This window comes from Rhodobacteraceae bacterium IMCC1335 (genome assembly GCA_039640495.1).
Lineage (GTDB): Bacteria > Pseudomonadota > Alphaproteobacteria > Rhodobacterales > Rhodobacteraceae > Thalassovivens.
The window spans coordinates 2595032-2615338 of the sequence record CP046864.1 but is presented as its reverse complement, the minus strand read 5'-3'; the positions used below and the strand labels follow the sequence as shown (position 1 = coordinate 2615338).

At 53.2% G+C, this 20307-nt stretch carries 18 protein-coding genes, 1 pseudogene and 1 riboswitch; of the genes and pseudogenes, 14 read left to right on the top strand and 5 right to left on the bottom strand.

Annotated elements, in window-relative coordinates; translation table 11 throughout:
- Positions 1 to 16 precede the first annotated feature (16 nt).
- Both GN241_12525 and GN241_12520 read right to left on the bottom strand, forming a co-directional pair.
- A complete protein-coding gene (locus tag GN241_12525; GenBank protein XAT59277.1) occupies positions 17 to 883 on the bottom strand; it encodes an EamA family transporter in 867 nt (288 codons plus the stop codon).
- Positions 884 to 1014: 131 nt separating this feature from the next.
- Positions 1015 to 2388, bottom strand: a complete 1374-nt coding sequence (locus GN241_12520) for an L-serine ammonia-lyase (GenBank protein XAT58104.1) — start codon at positions 2386 to 2388, stop codon at positions 1015 to 1017.
- A gap of 265 nt (positions 2389 to 2653) precedes the next feature.
- Here GN241_12520 and rpiA point away from each other — a divergent pair, with 265 nt between their 5' ends.
- The 6 genes from rpiA to GN241_12490 all read left to right on the top strand — a co-directional run bounded on the left by rpiA (position 2654) and on the right by GN241_12490 (position 8729).
- Entirely contained in the window at positions 2654 to 3439 is a 786-nt protein-coding gene (gene rpiA, locus GN241_12515; protein XAT58103.1) for a ribose-5-phosphate isomerase RpiA, read from the top strand.
- A gap of 2 nt (positions 3440 to 3441) precedes the next feature.
- Positions 3442 to 4800, top strand: coding sequence for a glutathione-disulfide reductase (gor, locus tag GN241_12510; protein ID XAT58102.1), 1359 nt, complete (start codon positions 3442 to 3444; stop codon positions 4798 to 4800).
- A 76-nt stretch (positions 4801 to 4876) separates the two neighbouring features.
- Positions 4877 to 6010 (top strand): FtsH protease activity modulator HflK, encoded by a 1134-nt coding sequence (gene hflK, locus GN241_12505; GenBank protein XAT58101.1) that lies wholly within the window; start codon positions 4877 to 4879, stop codon positions 6008 to 6010.
- A complete protein-coding gene (locus GN241_12500; protein XAT58100.1) occupies positions 6010 to 6882 on the top strand; it encodes a protease modulator HflC in 873 nt (290 codons plus the stop codon). The genes hflK and GN241_12500 overlap by 1 nt, the downstream gene beginning before the upstream one ends.
- Positions 6879 to 7073 (top strand): DUF2065 family protein, encoded by a 195-nt coding sequence (locus GN241_12495; GenBank protein ID XAT58099.1) that lies wholly within the window; start codon positions 6879 to 6881, stop codon positions 7071 to 7073. Before GN241_12500 ends, GN241_12495 begins: the two co-directional genes overlap by 4 nt.
- 168 nt (positions 7074 to 7241) lie before the next feature.
- Entirely contained in the window at positions 7242 to 8729 is a 1488-nt protein-coding gene (locus GN241_12490; GenBank protein ID XAT58098.1) for a Do family serine endopeptidase, read from the top strand.
- Positions 8730 to 8791: 62 nt separating this feature from the next.
- Here GN241_12490 and GN241_12485 read toward each other — a convergent pair whose 3' ends face one another.
- Positions 8792 to 9169 carry a hypothetical protein gene (locus GN241_12485; protein XAT58097.1) on the bottom strand — a complete coding sequence of 126 codons (378 nt, stop codon included), beginning with the start codon at positions 9167 to 9169 and terminating at the stop codon, positions 8792 to 8794.
- Between the two features lie 120 nt (positions 9170 to 9289).
- On the opposite strand from GN241_12485, the gene GN241_12480 reads away from it, so the two are divergent.
- Positions 9290 to 9613: a 2Fe-2S iron-sulfur cluster binding domain-containing protein gene (locus GN241_12480; GenBank protein XAT58096.1), complete on the top strand. Its 324-nt coding sequence runs from the start codon at positions 9290 to 9292 to the stop codon at positions 9611 to 9613.
- A gap of 45 nt (positions 9614 to 9658) precedes the next feature.
- Here the strand turns inward: GN241_12480 and purD are convergent, their stop codons facing one another.
- Positions 9659 to 10921: a phosphoribosylamine--glycine ligase gene (gene purD / locus GN241_12475; GenBank protein XAT58095.1), complete on the bottom strand. Its 1263-nt coding sequence runs from the start codon at positions 10919 to 10921 to the stop codon at positions 9659 to 9661.
- A gap of 73 nt (positions 10922 to 10994) precedes the next feature.
- Between purD and GN241_12470 the strand changes: the two genes are divergently transcribed.
- The 6 genes and pseudogenes from GN241_12470 to GN241_12445 all read left to right on the top strand — a co-directional run bounded on the left by GN241_12470 (position 10995) and on the right by GN241_12445 (position 17902).
- Complete coding sequence (locus tag GN241_12470; protein ID XAT58094.1) at positions 10995 to 12542, top strand: exodeoxyribonuclease VII large subunit; 1548 nt, start codon at positions 10995 to 10997, stop codon at positions 12540 to 12542.
- Positions 12543 to 12917: 375 nt separating this feature from the next.
- Positions 12918 to 14602 (top strand): annotated as a pseudogene (locus tag GN241_12465) (NADH-quinone oxidoreductase subunit F).
- A gap of 171 nt (positions 14603 to 14773) precedes the next feature.
- Positions 14774 to 15202 (top strand): hypothetical protein, encoded by a 429-nt coding sequence (locus tag GN241_12460; GenBank protein XAT58093.1) that lies wholly within the window; start codon positions 14774 to 14776, stop codon positions 15200 to 15202.
- Positions 15166 to 16314, top strand: coding sequence for a signal recognition particle-docking protein FtsY (ftsY, locus tag GN241_12455; GenBank protein ID XAT58092.1), 1149 nt, complete (start codon positions 15166 to 15168; stop codon positions 16312 to 16314). The genes GN241_12460 and ftsY overlap by 37 nt, the downstream gene beginning before the upstream one ends.
- Before the next feature lie 75 nt (positions 16315 to 16389).
- Positions 16390 to 17292 carry an EamA family transporter gene (locus GN241_12450; protein XAT58091.1) on the top strand — a complete coding sequence of 301 codons (903 nt, stop codon included), beginning with the start codon at positions 16390 to 16392 and terminating at the stop codon, positions 17290 to 17292.
- 10 nt (positions 17293 to 17302) lie between these two features.
- Positions 17303 to 17902, top strand: a complete 600-nt coding sequence (locus GN241_12445) for a septation protein A (protein XAT58090.1) — start codon at positions 17303 to 17305, stop codon at positions 17900 to 17902.
- Positions 17903 to 17946: 44 nt separating this feature from the next.
- On the opposite strand, the gene GN241_12440 is transcribed toward GN241_12445, so the two are convergent.
- Entirely contained in the window at positions 17947 to 18654 is a 708-nt protein-coding gene (locus tag GN241_12440; protein ID XAT58089.1) for a glutathione S-transferase family protein, read from the bottom strand.
- Between the two features lie 242 nt (positions 18655 to 18896).
- Positions 18897 to 18975, top strand: a riboswitch (SAM riboswitch).
- 59 nt (positions 18976 to 19034) lie between these two features.
- Here GN241_12440 and metZ point away from each other — a divergent pair.
- Entirely contained in the window at positions 19035 to 20234 is a 1200-nt protein-coding gene (metZ, locus tag GN241_12435; GenBank protein ID XAT58088.1) for an O-succinylhomoserine sulfhydrylase, read from the top strand.
- Positions 20235 to 20307: the final 73 nt, after the last annotated feature.

Here is a 20307-nt window from a genome sequence, read left to right as displayed (position 1 = left end):
CAAGACCAGTTGCAATCTAAAGTTGTTTTAATTTTTCAAGCTTCCGCTCACGGTAAAACACATAGAGCCCGGAGCCGATGATAATGCTTGTACCGATGATGGCCGTCTGGTTGGGAATATCGTTAAAAATCAAATAGCCAAAGAATAAAGCACTCACGATTTCAAGATAGTGCAGGGGCGCCAAAGTGGTTGAGGGCGCAAACTTTAACGCATAGCTGATCAGCAGGTGTGAGATAGAGGCAAAGGCGCCCACAGCGAATAACCAAAGCCAAAAAATCCCGACTGGCATCACCGGTGCGAAAAGGGGTGATTCTGTTGAAGACCCCCAGATCAAGAAAGGCAAACACAAAAACGTTCCCGCCACGGCGGTGTGAAATTGCAAGGGAATTGGGTGAAGGCTTTGCGATATGCTGCGCGTCACCAACATGTAGAGCGCAAAGGTCAGGGCGGTTGCCAAAGGAAAGAAAGCCACGGCTCCAAAGGCTGAAAAACTGGGTTGTATTACCAAAATCACTCCGCAAAACCCCACAAGGCTAGCGGTTAATCTGCGCGAACCAACTGGTTCGGAAAAGAAAAACCGCCCCAAGAGCAAAAGAATAAACGGTTCGACAAAAACGATCGCTAATGCATCGGCGATCGGCATCACCGCAATTGCCGCAACGAAACAATAGGTTGAAGCAATTAAAAATACAGCACGGGCAATCAATGGCCCCATCAAAGCCCGCGGTACTCGAAGAGAAAAGCCCAAAAGCAACGCCACCGGAAACATGATAACGCTCTGCACCGCAAAGCGCGCGGTGGTAATCTGTGCCACTGGAATTTCATCTGCCGCCAGTTTTGCGGCCACATCTAACAAAGGCGCGCAGGCACAAAATCCAAGCATCATGGCGATGCCCAGAACAACCCGATCGCTGCTCAGTGCTGAAGGGGCGCTCGTCGGTACAGACATTGGTCTTCCTTATTATTCAGCGCGGCTGCTGAAGATTTTAAAAGGCGCTGGTGCTCCGCAGGGTTTTAGCAATTGGGAACATTTACCGCCAAACCGCCCAGCGAGGTTTCTTTGTATTTGGCATTCATATCCTCGCCAGTTTGTCGCATCGTTTCAATACAGGCATCTAACGGAATCAGATGTTGACCATCGCCGCGCAACGCCAAACTGGCGGCGGAGACGGCTTTAATCGCGCCAAGGCCATTGCGTTCGATACAGGGCACTTGCACCAAACCTGCAACCGGATCGCAGGTCATCCCAAGATGATGCTCTAAGGCAATTTCAGCCGCATTCTCGATTTGCTCTGAGCTGCCTCCAAGCACAGCGCAAAGACCAGCTGCGGCCATCGCGCTGGCGCTTCCGACTTCTGCCTGACATCCGGCTTCGGCGCCGCTGATTGAGGCATTATATTTGACCAGCCCGCCAATCGCGGCCGCCGTCAGCAGAAAAACTTCAATTTTAGCACTATGCGCGCTGGGCACATGATCCAGATAATAGCGGATCACCGCGGGCACAACGCCGGCCGCGCCATTGGTCGGCGCCGTGACCACTTGCCCTCCGGCTGCGTTTTCTTCGTTAACGGCCATCGCGTATACGCTCATCCAATCGTTGATCGTATGCGGCGGCGCAAGGTTTAACCCGCGCTCTGCCCGCAGCTGATCCACCACACCTTTGGCGCGGCGGCGCACTTTTAAACCGCCAGGCAAAATTCCCTCGCTCGCAAGACCGCGATCAATGCAATCAGACATTACGCCCCAAATCTGCGCGACGTTGGCTTTAAGCTGCGCTGGTGTAATGCGGGTTAATTCATTGGCCCGCTTCATCTCGGCGATGCTGCGCCCCGATGTGCGCGACATCTCCAACATTTCTTTGGCAGAGTGAAACGGATAGGGCACTGCGGGGCCGGTATCAACATCTTTGCCTTGCGCCAGTTCCGCCGCGGTTAATACAAACCCACCACCGATCGAATAATAGGTTTCTTGTAGAACGACATCACCCTGCGCATCAGTGGCCATTACAACCATTCCATTGGCATGCCCGGGCAGATTTGGTCCGTAATCAAACACCAAATCTTCTTTCTTATTAAACTTAAGGCTGGGTAAATCTGGCGGTGTAATTTCCCCGGTAGAGGCAATTTGTGCCAAAACGGTTTCGGCGGCCTCGGCATTATAAGTGGCAGGGGTGAAACCCGCTAATCCAAGAATAGAGGCCCGATCCGTGGCATGCCCAATGCCAGTAAAGGCCAAAGACCCATGAAGGCGCAGTTTGATCCCGCCAAATTCAAAGGGCGATTGACGCATCATGTTTAAAAACCGCCCAGCGGCACGCATTGGCCCCATCGTATGCGATGAAGACGGGCCAATCCCAATTTTGAATAGATCAAAAACAGAGAGGAACATGATCATTCATCCTTTTAAAATCAGATCCTGTAAACGAATGATGCTTCAATATCAAAATAGTATCACGTTTCAAAGTTAGAGGCCGATGCGCCTCTCTAACTTTGCATCTGTTTAGATTTAGACAGAAAAACGACCTTTCGATAAGAAATTCGCCGCTGATAGGACAAAAAGCAACCCAAAGTCGATTGGATTAACACAAAAGCCCCCTCGCACATCGAGCAAGAGTGCTTTATGGATGGCGGAGGTTTAAAAGGGAGATCGCGTGATGAGCCAACCGCTGGCTGCTGCAGATGCGGCGAAATTCGCTGCTGCCAAACGGGCGTCTGAATTGGTTGAAACGGGTATGAAGGTTGGCTTGGGCACTGGCAGCACCGCAGCGTGGTTGGTCCGCGCCCTGGCGGCGCGCCAACACGAGGAAGGTTTGCGCTTTCAAGCCGTGCCAACATCCAAGCAAACCGCGGCGCTGGCCGGTGCGCTTGGGATCCCATTAACCACGCTCGATGCAGCCGGTTGGCTTGATTTAACGATTGATGGGGCCGATGAGGTGGACGCCCAGTTTTCTTTGATAAAGGGCGGTGGCGGCGCGCTGCTGCAAGAAAAAATTGTTGCCAAAGCCAGTGATCGAATGGTGGTGATCGCCGATTCTGACAAGCAAGTGGCGCGGCTGGGTAAGTTTGCATTGCCCGTGGAAGTGATCGGCTTTGGCAAACGCGCAAGCGAAACTTTGATCAAAGCCGCCTTGGAAGATTTGGGACTCGCCAATCCTGATATCAAATTCAGGCCGGGCCAAGCGGGCCTTTTTGTTACCGATGAGGGCAACCATATTTTGGATCTTGAACTTCAGACTATTCCCGATCCCGCAGCCTTAGCGCAGGCGTTGAACCAAGTGCCGGGGGTGGTTGAAAATGGATTGTTCATTGGTATCTGCAGCGCATTGGTGATCGGCCATTCGGATGGGCGGGTATCTTATACGGATGTCGCCACAGGCACTGAAGAGGCCAGCCAGATCGATCTAGATCAAGCCGCACGCTTGGCCGATTTAGGGCGCTGAAGATGCGGTTTGATTTCAATTTATTCGTTATTGGCGGTGGGTCCGGCGGCGTGCGCGCGGCGCGCGTTGCGGCTGGTGAGTTGGGGGTGAAAGTCGGCCTTGCCGAAGAAGATCGCTATGGCGGCACCTGTGTGATTCGGGGCTGCGTGCCGAAAAAGCTGATGGTTTATGCCAGCGAGTATAGCCAGATGCCCAGCCAAGCAAAAGCCTATGGCTGGCAGATCGATAATGTCCGGTTTGATTGGTCGAAATTGCGCGGCAATTTGCACGCCGAGCTTGATCGGCTAGAGGGGGTGTATCGGCGCTTGCTCAGCGGGGCCGGCGTTACAAGTTTTGACGCCCGCGCCCGCATCGTGGATCCGCATTGCGTTGAGCTGGCAGATGGCACGCGCATAACGGCAGAGCATATATTGGTGGCCACTGGCGGCCGCCCAGTTTTGCCGGATATCCCCGGGATTGAGCATGCGATCAGTTCAAATGAAATGTTTTTATTAAAGACCCTGCCCAAACGCATTTTGATCGTCGGCGGTGGGTATATCGCCTGTGAATTTGCAGGGATTATGAACGGGCTTGGCGTTGCAACCACGCAGTTTTACCGCGGAGAACAAATTTTACGCGGCTTTGATGACGAAGCCCGCAGCCATTTGGCCGCGCAAATGCTGCTGCGCGGGGTTGATCTGCGCCTCAACGTAAATGTTGTATCGATCGAAAAAACCGAGAAGGGCCTTTTGGTTGCCGATAGCAATGGCGAAACAGCCATGTTTGACCAGGTGATGTTTGCAACTGGTCGGCGCGCCAATAGTGATGCTTTGGGCTTGGAAACGCTGGGGGTAAGGCAAAAGCCGAATGGTGCCATCGAAGTGGATGCCTATTCGCAAAGCTCTGTGCCCTCGATCTATGCGATTGGCGATGTGACCGATCGGGTGAACCTTACGCCTGTGGCGATCCGCGAAGCTATGGCGTTCACCTCCACCGTGTTCCAAGGCCAGCCGGTGGCGGTTGACCATGATTTGATCGCTACGGCCGTGTTCACCCAGCCAGAATTGGGCACGATCGGGCAGAGCGAGGCAGAAGCACGCGCCAAAGGCCCGGTTGATATTTACACCACCCAATTCAAGCCGATGCGCCAAGGCTTTGCGCAAGAGGACGAAAAAACCTTTATGAAATTGGTTGTCGATCAAGCTTCCCAAAAGGTTTTGGGCTGTCATATCATCGCCCCCGGAGCCGGCGAAATGATCCAAATGGTTGCGATTGCGATCAAAATGGGGGCGAGCAAAGCGGATTTTGATCAAGCCGTGGCGGTCCATCCGACATTGGCCGAAGAACTGGTTACGATGCGGCATCCATCACGCAGCGGTTGAAATTGAAAATAATACGCCCATGTAGAGAGTTGGGGAAATTCACAAATATGCAAGGTCAAATAAGGGAACGAATTTAATGACTGGAAACTCAGGTGGCCCATGGGGCCGCGGCGGCGGTGGCGATGATAATGATGATCGCAACCGTCCCAATGGCAACGGCGGCGGCGATCGTCGTCCGCGCAATGATGGCCCGCAAATGCCACCAGAATTGGATGATATGCTGCGCAAAGGCCAAGAGCAGCTGAAGGTTCTATTGGGCGGCGGTTCGGGCGGAGGCTCCAACGGATCTTCGCAACAATCCGGCCCCGGCATGGGCCGCAGCGGCTATTTATTGATTGCGGCTTTATTGGTGGCGTTTTGGAGTTTTTCCAGCTTTTACACTGTAAAGCCGGAAGAAAAGTCGGTTGAGTTATTCCTTGGCAAGTTTTCCTCTATTGGCAATCCGGGTTTGAACTTTGCCCCTTGGCCCCTTGTCACCCGTGAAGTGTTGCCGGTAACCCGAGAACAAAATGAAAGCATTGGCGTGGGTGGCCGCGGAAGTGACGCGGGTTTGATGCTGACGCGCGATGAAAATATCGTGGATATTGATTTTGAGGTGGTCTGGAATATTAGCGATCCCGCAAAATATTTGTTCAACTTGCGCGATCCACAAATGACCATTCGCGCCGTGTCTGAATCTGCGATGCGCGAAATTATTGCCCAATCTGAATTGGCCCCGATCCTGAACCGTGACCGGGGTTTGATCGCTGCAAATCTTGAAACCCTCATTCAAGAAACGCTTGACAGCTATGGCAGCGGCGTGAGCCTGGTGCGGGTGAACTTTGATCGGGCCGATCCGCCCGAACAGGTGATTGACGCGTTCCGCGCCGTGCAGGCCGCCGAGCAAGAGCGCGACCGTCTGGAAAAACAAGCGGATGCCTATGCCAACCGCGTTTTGGCGCAGGCCCGTGGTGAATCTGCGCAGGTCTTTGAAGAAGCCGAAGGATATCGCGCGCGCGTGGTGAATGAGGCGACCGGTGAAGCCAGCCGCTTTAGTGCGGTTTTGGAAGAATATAGCAAAGCCCCGGAGGTAACCCGCAAACGGCTATATCTGGAAACCATGGAAGAAGTGCTAGGTGGGCTTGAGAAGGTGATCATCGATGATCAAATCGGCGGTCAGGGCGTGGTGCCCTATCTGCCATTGAACCAATTGCGTCAGGAGAAAAACTAATGCGTAAGTTAAGTTTTATTGTGCCAGTCGCAGTCGTTTTGATTGCGCTGTTCATGTCAACCGTGTTCATCGTGGATGAGCGGAATAAAGCGCTGGTTTTGCAATTTGGCCGCGTGGTGGCGGTGAAAGAAGATCCTGGTTTGGCGTTTAAAATCCCCTTTATTCAAGAGGTTGTTTTCTATGATGACCGAATTTTGAGCCGCGATGTTGACCCGCTGGAAGTTACGCCTTTGGATGATCGCCGCTTGGTGGTGGATGCGTTTACGCGATATCGGATCACAGATGTGAACCAGTTTCGTGAAGCCGTTGGCACCGGGGGCGTTCAAGTGGCAGAAAGCCGCTTGGACAGTATCTTGAAAAGTGAGATGCGTGAAGTTCTAGGCTCGGTTAGCTCGAACGATATTCTTAGTTCGGATCGGGCTGTTTTGATGTCGCGGATCCGCAACGCGGCGATTGAAAAAGCGCTGCCGCTGGGCATCGAAGTGGTTGACGTACGCTTGAAACGGACCGATCTACCGCGCGCCAATTTGGATGCAACCTTCGCCAGAATGCGCGCCGAGCGCGAACGTGAAGCCGCAGATGAAATCGCGCGCGGGAACGAAGCCGCGCAACGGGTACGGGCTTTGGCGGATAGAACACAAGTTGAGATCGTATCCGAGGCGAGACGCGAATCTGAAATCATCCGCGGTTTGGCGGATGCAGAACGAAATGCGATCTTTGCCAGTGCGTTCGGGGCAGATCCGGAATTCTTCGAATTTTACAGATCTTTGGCTGCTTATCGAACCGCGTTGAAGGGGCAGAATTCGACGATGGTTATGTCGCCGGATTCCGAGTTTTTCAACTATTTGAAATCGGATGTAATCGCTAAATGATCGAAATCTGCCTCTGGGCGATTGGATTGATTTTAGTTTTTGAGGGGCTGGTCTATGTGCTGGCCCCTTCTATGGTGGAGGCGATGTTGCAATATTTGCAAGCCTTGCCGCTATCGCAGCGCCGGTTCATTGGGGCCGTCATCGCTTTGCTGGGCGCTATTATTTTATGGGCTGCGCGGATAATCGCCTAGCGCGCCGTATCAGCACACGTTTGTTCACATTTAGCTGAAGATTGGCTGTGGCCCTTGTCTGTTGGGGGGGGCGGGCTTATCTAAAGGCGGAGGCCGGATATTTTGATAATCTCCAAAAGATCCGCGGTCGAGCAAACCACATTGAGCAAATGACAAGGAGTTGCATTTATGAATATTAAGCGAGGCAGCGCATATGTGCCCGTTATAACCGCAAAAGCCCCGGGGCAGATAAGCTTGAAAGCCGTGAAACTGGCCTTTCTGGTGACAATTTTGGTGCTGTTACAAAGCCTGATGGCGGCGGCGCGCAGCGCTCCGGAAAGCTTTGCTGATCTGGTTGAAGAGATTAGCCCCGCTGTGGTGAATATTACCACAACAACAAAAATGTCGGAAAATGTAATGCCACGCGGCGTGGTGCCCGAGGGCAGCCCATTTGAGGATCTTTTTCGCGATTTTAATGAGCGTGGCCCCTCGCGGCCCGGGCCGCGCAGAGGCTCGGCGCTTGGGTCAGGCTTTGTGATTTCAGAAGATGGCTATGTGGTGACCAATAACCACGTGATCGAAGGTGCTGATGAGATTATGGTTGAGTTTTCCGATGGGGCAGAGCTTTCTGCAACATTGGTTGGAGTTGATAAAAACGTTGATATCGCGGTTTTGAAAGTGGAGGCAGAGGGTCCGCTTGCTTTCGTTGCCTTTGGCAATAGCGATGTGGCGCGCGTGGGCGATTGGGTGATGGCCATCGGCAATCCTTTAGGGCAGGGATTTTCGGTATCGGCAGGGATAATTTCGGCTAGAAATCGTGAATTGTCAGGTAATTATGATGATTACATTCAGACGGATGCAGCGATCAATCGCGGCAATTCGGGCGGCCCTTTGTTCAATATGAACGGGGATGTGATCGGTGTGAACACGGCCATCCTCTCGCCGAATGGCGGCTCGATCGGGATTGGTTTTTCCATGTCGTCCAATGTGGTTGTGCCCGTTGTCGATCAAATCCGGGAATTTGGCGAAGTGCGTCGGGGCTGGTTGGGCGTGAATATTGGCAATGTCACCGATGAAATGGCGGATGCGCTTGCGATGGATGAACCATCTGGTGCCATTGTGTTGGATGTTTTTGATGGCCCTGCGAAAGCGGCAGGCCTGCAAGTAACCGATGTGATTGTGATGTTTGACGGGCAGGCGGTTACCGATTCTGGTTCCTTGGTCAAATTGGTTGGTAAATCGCCCGTCGGCAAAGTGGTAAAAACCGTCGTAATGCGCGCCGGGCAGCGTAAAACGCTTGACGTGATTTTGGGGCAACGGCCGGGTGAAGATGCAATTTTGGCAACCGCGCCAGTGCCAGAGGAAACGATAGAGGTGCCAAAAGCCGAGCTGCTTGGTTTAACGCTTTCAAACATCACTGATGAGTTGCGCGAAGACAATGCTTTGGATGGCAGCGTTGAAGGGTTGTTAATCACCAATGTCGATGAAAGTTCGGATGCTTATGAAAAAGGGATCCGCGCGGGCGATATTATCACTGATGCGGGGCAGAAAAAGATCAGCGATGTTGCCGAACTTGAAGCGCAAATTGTTGCAACGCGTGAGGCGGGTCGACAATCGGTTCTTGTATTGGTGCGGCGGGAAGGCCAACCGCGTTTTGTTGTGCTAAGCGTCGAATAGGCAAGGTTAAAAAAGAAGGCACGGGGCAGATTATGTTCTGTTCCGCGCCTGAATGAGGGCGTTTAAGCGGAATGCGATGCGCTTTGTTCTTTATCCTGCTTAAGCAAGTGATCCAGCAAAGGTGAGATATCTTCAATCTCTCGGGCAATAACATGCGTTACACCCGCTTCGCGCTGCAAATGGCCCGTGACCCGCATCAGCCGCGCCGACAGAATAGCCCGCCGAAACTGTTCATAAACTTTGCGCCAAACCACGATGTTAATCGTGCCTGTTTCATCTTCTAAGGTGATAAAAATTACCCCTTTCGCAGTGCCGGGCCGTTGCCTTAAAATGACCAATCCGGCCACGCATATGCGATCAGCGGTGGCGGCATAGGGCAGGTGATCCGCCGGACAGGCCGAGGGGGGCTTTGGATATCTGGGAAAATGGAGCTTTCGCATGAGAACAAATATAGAACATTTAACTTTTATGACAAGTTGTAAATTTTCGCTCTCGCAAAATGGCGCTACAATGCGTATCAGCATGATTGAACAAAGCGAAGTGTTTAAGGCAGGCTGCAAATGGCAAAGATAACATATATTGAACATAACGGCACAGAACATAGCGTAGAGGTGGCCAATGGGCTCACCGTGATGGAAGGCGCGCGGGATAATAATATTGCTGGAATTGAAGCCGATTGCGGTGGCGCCTGCGCCTGTTCAACCTGCCATGTTTACATCGATCCTGCATGGGTCGAAAAGCTGCCAATGCGTGAGGCGATGGAAGAGGATATGCTCGATTTCGCCTATGAGCCCGATCCCGTACGCTCGCGCCTGACCTGCCAGTTAAAAGTGACGGATGCGCTTGACGGATTGATTGTGCAGATGCCCGAAAAGCAAATTTAAGCCAATCATCAAGTTCTGAGCATCCTAAAAAACCCGATCGGGCGCTTACAGGGCCCGCCATCCGATATCAGTGCGGTGGAAGCCCTCTGGCCAATCAACCTTTTCCAGCAGCTTATAGGCGCGGCTTTGTGCCGCGCTCAACGTTTCTGCGCGCGCGGTGACGTTTAAAACCCGCCCCCCATTTGCGCGCAGCGTTGTGCCGTCTTGTTTCGTGCCGGCATGAAACACCATCTGCTTGGAATCAAAAGCCATATCGTCCAAGCCTTTTATCTCGCTGCCCTTTTGATAGGCGCCCGGATAGCCTTGGCTTGCCAACACCACGGTGAGCGCGTGATCATCCGCCCAATTTATTTTGGCGGTGTTCAGTTGACCCTGCGCCGTTGCCAGCATCAGATCAAGCGCTTGCGCACCAAGACGCATCATCAGCACTTGGCACTCGGGATCGCCAAATCGGACGTTATATTCCACAAGCCGGGGCTGCCCTTCTTTGATCATCAGCCCTGCATAAAGCACGCCTTGATAAGGTATCCCGCGCCGGCGCATTTCGGCCATCGTGGGGCGGATAATTTCATGCAATGCTTTCTCAGCAATCTCCTGTGTCAGCACCGGCGCTGGCGAGTAGGCCCCCATGCCGCCGGTATTAGGGCCGCTATCGCCATCGCCCACGCGCTTGTGATCTTGCGCGCTGCCCATCGGCAACACAGTCTCGCCATCGCAGAGCACAAAAAAAGAGGCTTCTTCTCCTTCCATGAACTCTTCAATCACGACTTCTGCGCCTGCGCTGCCAAATTCGCCCGCGAACATGTCATCCACGGCGGAATAGGCTGTTTGGATATCTTCGGCGATAATCACGCCTTTGCCTGCGGCCAGGCCATCGGCCTTCACCACGATTGGTGCCCCTTGCGCGGCGATATAGGTTTTCGCGCTTTGCGCATCGCTAAAATGCCCATAGGCTGCGGTTGGCGCTTTGGCGGCATCACAAATTTGTTTGGTGAAGTTTTTGCTTGATTCCAGCGCCGCGGCGGCTTTGCTAGGGCCAAAGGTTAATATATCAGCCGCGCGCAACGCATCCGAAACGCCCAGCGCCAGCGGGGCTTCTGGGCCGATAATCACAAAATCAATTTGCTTCTGCTCGACGAATGTCAGGATTGCGGCCGCATCCTCAATATCCATGGCAACGCATTCTCCCAACGCCGCCATACCCGGGTTTCCTGGCGCCATCCAGAGCCGATCACATTTTGGGTTCTGCTGTACGGCCCAGGCCAAAGCATGTTCGCGCCCCCCGCTGCCCAATATTAAGATATTCATTGCGCCTGCTCCTCTTGGCCTTTGCTTCACGGCGTTCTAAGCTGGCCGTCAGCAAGACACAAGTGAGGCGTTTATGTCCGATTTAATCGATAATCCGGTCGTTGGTTTTAACCAGCCGGAATTCACTGTTTCGGAAATTTCTGGTGCGATTAAACGGCTGATCGAAGGTGAGTTTTCGCATATCCGCTTGAAGGGTGAGATTGGACGCGTGTCCTATCCGAGATCCGGCCATGTCTATCTGGATCTAAAAGATGAAAAATCTGTGATTTCGGCGGTGGTCTGGAAAGGCGTTGCCGCGCGCCTGCCAATGCGCCCCGAAGAAGGGCTGGAAGTGGTTGCAACCGGGCGGGTGACCACTTTTGCTGGCCAGTCAAAATATCAATTGATTATAGAAGATCTTAAGCCTGCCGGTATGGGCGCATTGATGGCGATGTTGGAAAAGCGCAAAGTCCAGCTGGCGGCGGAAGGTTTGTTTGATGCCGCGCGTAAAAAGCCTTTGCCCTATTTGCCCGACGTGATTGGCGTGGTGACATCGCCTTCCGGAGCGGTGATCCGCGATATTTTGCATCGATTGCGCGACCGCTTTCCCCGCCAAGTGCTGATTTGGCCGGTGGCTGTGCAGGGTGAGCGCTGCGCGGGCGAGGTCAGCCGCGCCATAGCTGGCTTTAACGCGCTTGAGGCGGGCGGAGCAATTCCACGCCCCGACTTGCTGATTGTGGCGCGTGGTGGCGGCTCTTTGGAAGATCTGTGGGGGTTTAATGAAGAAAGCGTGGCGCGCGCCGCGGCTGCGTCAGGCATTCCGCTTATCTCGGCTGTGGGTCATGAAACCGATACCACATTGATTGATTATGTCTCAGATAAGCGGGCGCCAACCCCCACTGCTGCGGCCGAACTGGCGGTGCCTGTGCGCCATGAACTGGCGGCTTGGGTGAACGCTCAGGACGCGCGGATGAGCCAAGCTTTAAGCACATCTTTTGGCCGAAACCGGCAACGTTTGGCTGATTTGGCGCGGGCCTTACCGCGATTAGAGACGATTTTAGAAAATCCTCGGCAAAGGCTGGATTTTTTGTCAGAGCGTTTGCCCAACGCTTTGCGCGGCTTGGTGCAAAGCCGGCGTTTAGCGCTTTCCGAAACTGCAGGCCGCCTCAATTTTGACGGGTTGAGGCAACGTCTGAAAACGGCGGGTTTGAAATTGCACGCCAGCGAGCATCGTTTGGATCCGGCATTGCGTCATGGATTGCAACGCAAGCAAGATATTTTGGCGCAAAAAACGCAACAACTGCATCCGCGCGCGCTGCGCCGTGACATTGCGCAAGGGCGCAAAGATCTTGCGCAATTGGCGCGCCGGTTAAGTGATGCAACCGATGCCGTGCTGTTAAAGTCCAAGCAGCAATTGGACGGGTTGGAGCGCTTGCGCGAAACCCTCGGCTATAAGGCAACGTTGCATCGCGGCTATGCGGTTGTGCGCGCGCAAGATACAGTGATTACTTCGCGCCAAGCCGCCAAAGCCGCCTCTGGATTAGAAATTGAATTTGCCGATGGGCGTTTTGCGTTGGGCGAGCCGCGCGTTAAAACAGCGCGGCCGCCGTCTAAATCTTCCGATCAAGGCTCATTATTCTAGGGGCTTCAGCGACGTTTGGCTGTTTCTTGGCGCGTGGCTATGAGCGTGGCGACAATTACTTTCTGCGCGGTTCCTGCGTTTTAAGGCTCAGTTTTTGCGTTGAAGAATTTCTGCTGCGTGGTGAGATTATTTTTTATCATGCATAGTTTTTTTGCAGATAGGTGTAGCGCAACACGCCGGTCCGAGATGGCTGTGCGATTTGCCCGAAGCGCGGTTTTTACCGCGCTTTCACACAGTAGAATGTTTCCGATCCGCGCCTTTTTCTCGGATATTGTTAAGCTGAGAACGTATCTGCACAGCGCTATGTCGTTTTTGGGCTTCATAAAACCGGCCAAGCACAGCTAGGGTGGCGCGAGAAGCGCAGGAGCAGATCGCATGGCATTGGATGAACGTAAAGGCGTTTGGAAATCGGGCAAAGGCAAAGGGCGCCATACGCCCAAGGGCCGCCAATATGAAGATCAAGCGCTGCAAGAGGTGCAAATGCTGCTGGGCGCGCAGCCGCGCAAGCGGGATTTACTGATCGAGTTTTTGCATCTTATCCAAGATGAGTATGGGCATTTATCCGCGGCGCATTTGCGGGCTTTGGCGGAAGAACTGCGCTTGTCGATGGCTGAAATATACGAAGTGGCCAGTTTTTATGCGCATTTTGACGTGGTCAAAGAAGGCGAAACACCGCCCCCTGCATTCACCATTCGAGTTTGCGACAGTTTGAGCTGTGAATTGGCGGGGGCCGCGAGTTTACAAAAAGCTTTGCAGGATGGGTTAGATTCAAGCCAAGTGCGGGTGCTGCGTGCGCCCTGTATGGGGCGTTGTGATACCGCCCCCGTGCTAGAGCTTGGCCATAATCACATTGACCATGCCACAGTTGATGCCGTCGAACGGGCGATTGCGGCGCAGGCCACGCATCCAATAATCCCAGATTATGAAACCCTTTCTGAGTATCAAAAAAATGGCGGCTATCGGGCGCTGCAAGAGCTTCGCCAATCTGGGGATTGGGAAGCACTACACGATCAGGTTCTGGCCTCTGGTTTGCGCGGGCTTGGTGGTGCAGGTTTTCCATCGGGTAAAAAATGGGGCTTTGTTCGGGCCAATGAAGGCCCACGTTATTTGGCTGTGAATGGCGATGAAGGCGAGCCGGGCACATTTAAAGACCGCTATTATCTTGAGCGCATGCCGCATCTTTTTCTTGAGGGTATGTTGATGGCGGCATGGGCGGTTGAGGCGGAAAAGGCCTTTATTTATATGCGTGATGAGTATCCGGCTGTGTTGAAAATTTTAGCCGATGAGATTGCGGCGCTTGAAGCGGCGGGTCTTGTGCCTGCGGGCTATATTGACCTACGGCGCGGAGCCGGGGCCTATATCTGCGGCGAAGAAAGCGCGATGATCGAAAGCATTGAGGGCAAGCGCGGCATGCCCCGCCATCGCCCGCCTTTCGTGGCGCAGGTTGGCGTTTTTGGGCGCCCGACGCTGGTACATAATGTGGAAACCCTGCATTGGGTGTGCCGGATCGCTCGCGAAGGTCCGCAAATTCTTAGCAGCGTAGAAAAAAATGGGCGCACAGGTTTGCGCTCATATTCTGTGTCAGGGCGGGTCCAAAACCCTGGCGTTTACCTTTTGCCGGCGGGTTCTACGATTGCCGATATAATCGCGGCGAGCGGCGGGATGGCGCAGGGGCATGCATTCAAGGCCTACCAACCGGGGGGCCGTCTTCGGGCCTATTGCCCGCTTCAATGAATGATATCCCGCTGGATTTTGATACGCTGCAGCCGTATGGATCCTTTATTGGCTCTGCCGCGGTTGTTGTTCTGTCAGATCAGGACCGGGCCCGCGATGCGGCGCTGAATATGCTGCGGTTTTTTGAAGATGAGAGTTGCGGCCAATGTACCCCGTGCCGCGTTGGCTGCGAAAAGGCTGTGAAGCTGATGCAGTCTGAGAGCTGGGATCAACCATTGCTGGGGGAATTGTGCACTGCGATGCAAGATGCCTCGATTTGTGGTTTGGGGCAGGCGGCGCCAAACCCGATTTTGATGACGATGAAGCATTTTTCGGACGAGATATAACCAACTTTTTTCAGATGGCGCGCGCTTAACATGCTATTTATCGCTTAACGCGGGCGATAAGCGGGCAATGTGATGTGATGGCAGGAAGAGCCGTAAGCCTGCTTCTGCTTTGTCCCCTCTTCCATCTGGCGCTGATGTCGCTTAGGTGAAGGAGAAGACGCGGAGGCAGCCATGGCATTTTTTAAAAAGCTTAAAGATCGTTTGTTTCGATCATCCTCAAAGCTGGAAGACGGCTTGGACTCAATTGTGGCCGATGGTGGAAGCCTTGAGCAGGATATTGCGGAAAACCCGCAAACAAGCGCCGAGTCCTCTGTTCTGGTGGATACAGAACAACAAAGAGCGTCAAACGATGAAGCCGATCCAAGCCCAGGCGGAAAAAAGCCTTTAGATGACCATTTCACAGTGCAGACCGATCAGCAGATATCTGCTCCCTCTTTGACACCGCAAGCCAAGCCTGCAGAGGCGGTTGATGCGCCCTTGAGCGACAGCGCCCATGCGCACCAAGTTGAGAGTTCGAAGACCACTCCCCCCCAACATCAGCCCAAGCCTCTGCACGCGGCGCGATGCCGCCGCCGGTCGATCCTGCGGCAGAAGAAATGACAGAGGAACAGGCTCAAATAATGGGCACAACAGAGGCGGATCTGGGCATCGATGCAGATCGCATCGCCGCAGCGCCTGCGGCGGATGAAATAGAAATAGAAGCCGCTGTTAACCAAGCTGCCTCCGGCCAAGCCGCGCAGCCCCCTTCAAGCAAAACCGCGCCGGAAGAAGGCTCTGTATCTAAATCTGCAGATGCGGGGCAAAGCGGGCAAAACCAATCGACACCAGGGTTTTTTGGACGTTTAATGGGGCGGATGCAATCGGTGGGCGTTTTAAAACGCAAGCTGGATGATGAGATGCTCGAGCAGCTTGAAGAATTGCTGATCACCTCGGATATGGGCGTGGATACGGCTTTGCGGGTGACGGGCAATATTGCAGAGGGTCAATTTGGCAAAAGGCTTTCGGTGGCTGAGCTGAAATCTATGTTGGCGGATGAGATCACGCGCATTATGGATCCCGTCGCGCGGCCTATGCCGCTGTATTCACAAACCCCGCAGGTGGTATTGGTGGTCGGCGTCAATGGCTCGGGCAAAACCACCACGATTGGAAAATTGGCCAGCCAGTTCAAAGCGGCGGGCAAATCCGTGGTGATTGCTGCGGGTGATACGTTTCGCGCTGCCGCAGTGGAACAATTGCAGATTTGGGGTGAGCGGGCTGGTGTTCCGGTGCTCACGGCCCCAGAAGGCTCTGATCCGGCCAGTTTGGCCTTTGACGCGATGACGCAGGCGCAGGCCGATGGCGCTGATTTGCTGCTGATTGATACCGCCGGACGGTTGCAAAATCGCGCAGATTTGATGGAGGAATTGGCAAAAATTGTGCGCGTGATCCGCAAAAAAGATCCAGAAGCACCGCATAACACCCTGTTGGTGTTGGATGCGACAACTGGTCAAAACGCGCTGAGCCAGGTGGAAATCTTCAAATCTATATCGGATGTCTCTGGTTTGGTGATGACCAAGCTGGATGGAACCGCAAAAGGCGGTGTGTTGGTGGCCTTGGCGGATAAATTCGGCTTGCCCATTCACGCGATCGGCGTTGGGGAACAGATTGATGATCTAGCACCTTTTGATCCGGCAGAATTTGCCAGCGCCCTTACTGGGGCAGACCTGTCTTGAGCGATAGATTGCCCGCCGCTGGCGATTTGGGGTTAGGGCGCCGCTGCGCCGGCTACAAACGTTGAGGTTATCGCAGTGAGCGCTTGGATTCTGACGGTTGAGGGGACGGAAATAGGCCACCAGCTTGCGATGGTTTTGGCTCTATCAGCAGCGTTTTTGCACGCGGTTTTCGGCGCTTTGCAAAAAGGTCAACACGATCCCTGGCTGTCACGCGGTGCGATTGATATTTGCTATTTTATGATGGCAACGCCGATTGCCGTCTTCGTGTTGCCTTGGCCAGAGCCAGGGCTCTGGCCAATATTTGCAGGAATGGTGATCATTCATTTGATCTATAAGTTGATGCAGGCGGCAGCCTATAGCCGCGGGGCTTACACGGTGGTTTACCCTGTGGTGCGCGGCACCGGCCCGGTGTTTACGGTTTTGGGGGCTTATTTGATTTTTGGTGAAACCTTCACGACGCTACAATGGGTAGGGGTGGCGGTTTTGGTGCTGGCGCTATTTGGCTTGGCGCTTTATAACGCGGTTTATCTGATCGAAGATCGAGCGACCTTGCGCGCCGCTTTGGGCTTTGCGCTGGTGACTGGGTTATTTGTTGCGCTTTACACCACCTATGATGCCTATGGCATTCGCGCGGCGCAAGATCCCTTTGTTTTCTTAATATGGTTTTTTGTTTTGGATGGTCTGTCGATGCCGCCCTTTGCTTATTTGCGATGGCGTAAGATGCACAATCGACCAGATCTATTGCCTTTGTTTTTGCGCGGCATGATCGGGGCTTGGGTGGCGTTTTTTAGCTTTGGGTCGATTATGTTGGCGACACGTCTGGACAAAGTTGGAGAAGCCGCGATATTGCGGGAAACGTCAACGGTGTTTGCGGCTTTGATCGGGTGGTATTTTCTGAAAGAAGCAGTGGGCCCAAGGCGCGTTGCGTTGATTTTGTCAATCGCCGCTGGGGCCGTAATTGTGGAAGTTGCAGGATAGGAGTTCCGCTATGTCGGAGAAAAACAATTCACCTCTTTTGTCATCCTTGCTTGAAATTGGGCCGGTGATCATTTTCTTTGCCGTGTTCATTTGGCGCAAGGGCGAAGTGATGGTGATTGGTGGGGTTGAATATTCTAGCTTAATTCAAGCCACCGCGATTTTTGTGCCTTTGATGATCGCCTCTACCTTTATCGGCTGGTTGGTCAATGGGCATCTCTCCAAAGTGCAGGTTTTGACGCTTGTCTTGGTGATTTTCTTCGGGGCGTTAACGGTGCTGTTGAATGATGAACGGTTCTTTAAAATGAAGCCGACTTTGATTTACGTGCTGTTTGGCGCGGCAATCACCTATGGGCAGATGCGGGGAAAAGGCTATTTGCAAGCGTTGCTGGGCGAGCGGATCCCAATGGAGGATATTGGCTGGCAGCTTATCAGCCGCAGATTGGCGATTTTTTTCTTTGCCCTGGCCGCTTTGAACGAAATTATTTGGCGCACACAATCCAGCGAAACATGGGTTTACTTCAAAACCTTCGGACTGACATCGGCCGTATTTATTTTCATGATTCTGCAATATCCAATCCTAAAGAAATATGGCCGGATGGACGGGCTTTAAGCACGCCGATATATCGGGCGTTGCCATCGGATGGCAAAACCAGGCTAGGTTTGACGGAATAAGAGCTTTTGGGCCTCTCGGTCTTCTTCCAATTGCGTTGTGCGGCGCGCGGCTTCTAAAGCCCGCCCCGCTTGAACGCCGGGTCGCTGCTTCACAGTCTCAAGCCATCGGCTGAAATTGGGCTTGTCATCAAGAGTTTGCTCTTGGCGCCGCCAAAGCGAGGCCCAAGACCAAATCGCCATATCCGCGATGGAAAAGAAATCTCCGGCCACGAATTCGGCTTCTGCAAGCTGCTTATCAAGCAGGGTGTAAAGCCGTTTGGTTTCGGCCCGATAGCGATTTTGCGCATAGGGTAGGATTTGGGGGGGATCCATGGCTGGCGCGTATCTTAGAAAATGATGGGCTTGGCCCGCCATTGGCCCAACGCCGCCCATTTGCCACATCAGCCATTGATCTACCGCGATGCGTTGGCGCTCGGTTTCGCCGTAAAACAGCCCAGTTTTTCTGGCCAGATATTGCAGGATTGCACCCGATTCAAACAGCGAAATCGGGGCTCTATCTGGCCCGTCAGGATCGACAATCGCGGGCATTCTACCATTTGGTGAGAGTTTCAAAAACGCCGCGTCAAACTGTGCCCCTGCATTGATATCAATAAGATGGACCTTATACGGCAATCCCATTTCTTCTAAAGCAATCGAGATTTTCCAACCGTTTGGGGTAGGCCAATAGTACAGATCAATGGGCTTTGTCACAATATACTCCTTAAAAGTGTTGGTATAATAAAGGTTTGTTCTGCACCGCAAGCATAAACGCTTTTGAGGTACGGATTTTCAAAGCAACGCGCTTTGTTGGGATGCCGCATGCTGCGCATAAAAGATCCGCGACATGCGTATTTGGCTTTTCAGGCATAGCATGGCTGCATACGCGCAGGGCTTCGGGGCAAAGCTTGCTGAATTCGCTTCATATGCTTGACCCAATTAAAGCGCTGGGGTACCCACGCGCATGTGGTGATTTGAGTCCAGATTGCGGGCCACATAAAACATATTCCGCTAAAAGGTCAGGAGAAAGCCCCCCTTTCGCTTGGCTGCGTTTGATAGGGGTTTTGACGCCGCGTATGTGGCAGGAGTTTGTAATGAAAAAGAGTTTAAAAAGCCGCACCAAAATGGTGCATGCGGGCCATCGGCGCAGCCAGTTCAACGAGGTCAGCGAAGCAATTTATTTAACTCAAAGCTACGTTTATGACAGCGCCGAGCAAGCTCAAGAACGCTTCGATGGGGATGATGAGGGTCATTTTATTTATGCGCGCTATGGCAACCCGACTGTGGCGATGTTTCAAGAGCGTATGGCTGCGTTGGAAGGGGCCGAGGCGGCCTTTGCCACTGCCTCTGGTATGGCTGCGGTCAGCGGCGCACTGCTGGCCACGGTAAAGGCGGGCGATCATGTTGTGGCAGCGCGCGCGCTTTTCGGCTCTTGCCTTTATATTTTGGAAGAAATCCTACCTCGCAACGGTGTTGAGGTCACTTTTGTTGACGGAACCGATTTAAAGCAATGGGTGCAGGCGGTGCGCGCGGATACGAGATTGGTGTTTTTTGAGTCAATTTCAAACCCGACTTTGGAGGTGATTGATCTGTCAAAGGTAGCGCAAATCGCGCATGCGAATGGCGCGTTGGTGATGGTGGATAATGTGTTTTCAACGCCGGTTTTTTCGCGGGCTTTGGAGCAGGGGGCGGATGTGGTTATTTATTCAGCCACCAAGCATATTGATGGGCAGGGGCGCATGCTTGGCGGCGTGATTTTATCAAATGCTGAGTTCATTTCAGGCACGATAGAGCCCTATATGAAACATACGGGCGGTGCGATGAGCCCGTTCACGGCTTGGGTGATGCTAAAAGGATTGGAAACAATCGAATTGCGGGTTCGGGCGCAAGCCGAAACTGCGGCTCTGATCGCCCAAGATCTATCGGGACATTCAGCCTTAACGCAGTTGATCTATCCCGGGCATCCTGCGCATGCACAATATGAGTTGGCGCAAGCGCAACTTGGCACAGGCGGTACGCTGATCTCGGTTGAATTAAAGGGTGGCCAGAGGGCGGCGTTTGCCTTTTTGAACGCGCTGCAAATTATTTTGATTTCAAATAATCTTGGGGATGCAAAATCCATCGCGACGCATCCTGCCACCACGACGCATCATCGCCTACCGGCCGAGCAGAAACGGCATTTGGGTATCAGCGATGGGTTAATCCGGATCAGCATTGGTTTGGAAGATGGTGAGGATCTGATTGATGATCTGCGACAGGCCTTGGCAGCTGCTCAAGCAGCGTGTAATATGTAAAGTTAAAGTGACAAAAGTGATCCAGCGAGATGGGTCGCCCGTATAGGATATAATGAAATAAAGATCTTGTTTG